Source organism: Georgenia sp. (assembly GCF_054605595.1).
Map to the genome: position 1 here is coordinate 1 of NZ_JBTSDU010000196.1, position 3,550 is coordinate 3,550.

Annotated in this window: 5 protein-coding genes and 1 pseudogene; all 6 read right to left on the reverse strand. The window is 72.2% G+C overall.

Features of this window, described 5'->3' with window-relative positions; translation table 11 throughout:
• Positions 1-361, reverse strand: a pseudogene (locus ACYC1Z_RS14665) (hypothetical protein); the annotation flags it as partial.
• 378 nt (positions 362-739) lie between these two features.
• Positions 740-1,543 carry a RuvC family protein gene (locus ACYC1Z_RS14670; RefSeq protein WP_461410255.1) on the reverse strand — a complete coding sequence of 268 codons (804 nt, stop codon included), beginning with the start codon at positions 1,541-1,543 and terminating at the stop codon, positions 740-742.
• On the reverse strand, positions 1,540-1,812 hold the full coding sequence (locus tag ACYC1Z_RS14675) for a hypothetical protein (RefSeq protein WP_461410256.1): 273 nt from the start codon (positions 1,810-1,812) through the stop codon (positions 1,540-1,542). Before ACYC1Z_RS14675 ends, ACYC1Z_RS14670 begins: the two co-directional genes overlap by 4 nt.
• Positions 1,809-2,066 carry a hypothetical protein gene (locus tag ACYC1Z_RS14680; protein ID WP_461410257.1) on the reverse strand — a complete coding sequence of 86 codons (258 nt, stop codon included), beginning with the start codon at positions 2,064-2,066 and terminating at the stop codon, positions 1,809-1,811. Before ACYC1Z_RS14680 ends, ACYC1Z_RS14675 begins: the two co-directional genes overlap by 4 nt.
• The gene (locus ACYC1Z_RS14685) at positions 2,063-2,482 is read right to left on the reverse strand and encodes a hypothetical protein (RefSeq protein WP_461410258.1); all 420 of its coding nucleotides are present in this window, start codon (positions 2,480-2,482) and stop codon (positions 2,063-2,065) included. The genes ACYC1Z_RS14680 and ACYC1Z_RS14685 overlap by 4 nt, the downstream gene beginning before the upstream one ends.
• A 396-nt stretch (positions 2,483-2,878) precedes the next feature.
• The coding region (locus tag ACYC1Z_RS14690; RefSeq protein WP_461410259.1) for a hypothetical protein at positions 2,879-3,550 on the reverse strand (672 nt) is incomplete at its 5' end.

The window sequence follows — 3,550 nt, forward strand, 5'->3', positions numbered from 1 at the left end:
TCCGCTTGGTGTACGGGTCGCCGTAGTCGCAGGGATCGAACAGGTGGTCAGGCTTCCGCCACAGCGTGGACAGCCGACCCACCGGGTTCTCGATCATCCACGGCGCGCCGCTGAATTCGCAGAGCAGCCGACACGACTCCACCAGTTCCATCGCGTCGATCAGCCGGCGCATCCCCTTCCGCCTGAAGTCACGGGCGCCGGAGATAGCTAGGTCCGTGCAGGGCGGGAAGGCAAACACCGCGGCCGGCTGGCGGTCGAACCAGTCCGGCGTCACGCTTCGCACGTCCGCCCAGCGGTACGTGATCGTGCCCGCGCCGACCACCTCCACCCGGTCCGCGCGGATGGAGTGCTGCACGTCCAAGCACAGACACTCGGCGCCCGACTCAGCCCAAGGGCGGGTCATATTCCCGGTGCGGTCGCAGAGCGACACCACCAAGGGTCGGGTCACGCGGCCCTCGTCCCAGGCTGCCCCGGCTGCCCGTCGATCCGCGCCACCTCCGGCTCACGGCCCACGCGGCAGACCACGCGGAACCAGGTGTCGCAGGCTGTGTCGGCCCGCCCTGCGTTCGTCGCCACCCGCCGGAGTAGGCCGGTGCAGCGGCCGTAGAGCAAGGCCACGACGGTGCCGGCGGCCAGCATCTCGGCGTCGGTCGGGACGCGGACGTGGTAGGCGCTCTGGCCGCAGGCGGGGCAGTTGACGCGCGCCCCGGGGAGCGGCGGACGGGTTGGTCGGGCGGGGCTAGGCTGCATTGGGGATCTCCGCATGAAATGTCAGGTGGTACGTCAGCACTCCGAACGACATCAGCACGTCCTCGCCCGGCTCGTCGGCGCATCCCATCGCCCACGCCATCGGCCGTAGCCGCTCCATCGTCCGCTCCCGCGACTGCGGCCGTGAGGCGCCGCCCTGCATCCAGCCGGGGCGCCCACGGTGATTGTTGACCGGGTACGCGTGGAGCCGGGCGTCGGGGGCAGCGATGCGGGCTGCCATCACGGCGAGCCCGTAGTGAGAGCCGAGCCCGAACGACGTGAACCCCGACCGGCCAGCGCCGACCCTACGGCCACCGCTCGCCCACGCCGCAGTCGCATCCACGGGTTCCTCCAGCACGACCACACCCGGCGCCCACTCCCGGAGCTGCGCCACGATCCGCTCCGCAAGCGCCGCCTTCCGCTCCGGTTCCGTCAGCCGCTTCGACGCGGACGGGTGGACGACCGCGTGCCCCACCCACCGGGCGCGCTCCATGTCAGGGCCACGGGCGCCCACCAGCACCTCCACGCACACGAGACCCGTGGATGCGCCGGGGTCGATCCCGACGACGCGGACGGTGGGGCCGGGGGCAACCGGCGGAATTGGCGGGGTGCGCGCCCCCCGCTTCGCCGTCGCCTTGCGGCCCCTTGCCGTCGCCACGGCCGTAACGGGCGGCGGAAGGGCAACGGGGCGGGTGGATGCCTCCGGGGCCGTCTGACGCGACGTGGCGCGTCGCGCGACCCGTTCGGCAGCGAGGCGGCGGAGCGCGTCGGCGTCCGGGGCGGGGAGCAGGGTCACGGGGCCTCCGTGGTGGACACCTGCCAGTCGCCAGCGCCGACACATGCGTTGATCGGCGTCATCGGCCCGCCGAAGTTGAGCTGGCCGAAGTAGACGTCAGCACCGGCGGCGACGGCCGCGCGCTCCTCTGGCGTGAACGTGAACCGGGCAAGGATGGTGCGTACGCCGTCCGGGTGGTCGTAGAGCGCCACGGTGATCGGCAGGTACTCGTGCTGCTCCTCTGCAACCGTGATCTCCGGTGCGCCGGTGCGCGGGGCGATCATCCTCATGCCGACAGCCTCCCCTCGCGCTCATCCCCCGCGCCCCGGAACAGCCGGCGCCGGGCCTCGTCCAGCCGGGCGGCGCGGAGCGAGTCGCTATCAGTTTGCGCCGGATTGATAGCCGGCTGAGGGTTGGCCTCCCGCACGATCCGGCCGACGAGGAACGTGTGGCGGCGGGGGCGGCCAGCGGCCCACAGTGCGCCGACGGTGAGGCCCACGGCTAGGCCCCACAGGAAGGCGATGACGGAAGCGAGTAGGGTCATGGCTCCTCGGTGTGAGGGTGGGGGCGGGCGGGAGCGACGTCCGGATCGGCTTCGGGCGAAGGCACGAGCAGAACGGGCGCGTGACCGGCGAAGCGCCGCCATAGCTCTGGGTAGGTCGCTACGGCGATCATCGGGTAGCCCGCCGACCGCAGCGCGCGCCGCAGCAGCTCAGGCAGCGCGGTCAACCGGGGGTTCGCATTCGCCCGTTCCGCCGCCACGGCCTCGGAGACGAGGGCGGCGACGGTGGCGAGGAGCGCGGCGCGGGCGTCTTTCACGTCCCCCCACAGCTCGTCGTCGCGATCGACGGAGCAGTCGACCGCTTCAAAGCCGCGAGAGTATGCCGCGTCGGCAACCGCTTCCACCGCCGCCTCGATGCGCGCGCGGGCGTCGGGGGTCAGGTCACTCGTCGTAGTCATCGTCGTCGCTCCAGTCGTAGTCGCCTTGGTCCCCGTCGAAGGGGCCGCAATCGCAGTCGCACGGCAGCCCGCGCGGCGGACCTTCGAACATGATGTCGTCCAGATCGCCGCAGCATGTGCAGGCTTGGTGGCAGTCAGGGCAGACGTGCATCCTCCCCTCCCTCGTCAGTGTGGACCGGGCACTCAGAGGCGCGACGGTCCAGCCACGCACGCGCGTCGGCCGTTCGGACGCTGATGATCGCAGCCCCGTCCGCGTAGCCCATGCACTCGCCCGCGAGACCGGGGAGCAGATTGCACCGCCGGCCCTTCGGAGCGCGCGACCGGCGGGCCGACAAGATCATGTGATCGAAGCCGGCCGCTTCCTGCCTTGCCACCAGCTCGGCGAACTCGCTCCGGTCACGCATCGGCCCCTCCCGTCCCAGCGGCGCGGGCGCGGTGCAGTCGCTCGATCTCCGCGACGATGAGCGCACCGGCCTTCACCAGCTCGCGCACGCGGTCGTCGGGCGACGGCTTGAATGGACCCCAATCTGCCGGCCACATCGAATCGCCAAGCCCCTCCCCACGAACCACCGACCAGTGCCTGCGCGGCTCGGCAGGCATCGCGTAGACAGTTGCAGCGCGGGCCAACTCGTCGGCGTCATGCGCGTCATCGTGCTCCGGCGTCCAGCCCTCAACCTCCACCTGGCGACGGCGCTCGGCCGCGATCAGGGCGATGGCCCCGGCCCCCTCCAGCTCCGCCACGCGCACCCGCAGCGTGTCCCGCTCGGCGGTGAGTCCCCACACCGCCTCGCACGCCTGCCGGTTCGCGGCTGCGTTGCTGTCTGCTATGGCCCGCAGCCCCTCGGACTCGCGCGCCTGGGCGGCGAGGGCGCCAGCATGGGCGGTGCCGACGATGGCCGCACGGGCGAGGCGGCGCAGGCGCGTCTCGTCGCATTCCATCACGGCCGCCATCGGGTCGCCCCCATCAGTGCGGCGCACCCGGCCCACCACGGCGTCCACGGCGTCGTTTAGCTCGCGGCGCTCCGCGTCGCTGAATCCTCGCTCCAGCGCCGACAGGTCCATGTCCAC

Excerpts from the sequence above, each read along its gene's own strand:
- ACYC1Z_RS14680 (WP_461410257.1), bottom strand. The coding sequence starts at position 2,066 with ATGACCCTACTCGCTTCCGTCATCGCCTTCCTGTGGGGCCTAGCCGTG.
- ACYC1Z_RS14685 (WP_461410258.1), bottom strand. The coding sequence starts at position 2,482 with ATGACTACGACGAGTGACCTGACCCCCGACGCCCGCGCGCGCATCGAG.
- ACYC1Z_RS14675 (WP_461410256.1), bottom strand. The coding sequence starts at position 1,812 with ATGAGGATGATCGCCCCGCGCACCGGCGCACCGGAGATCACGGTTGCA.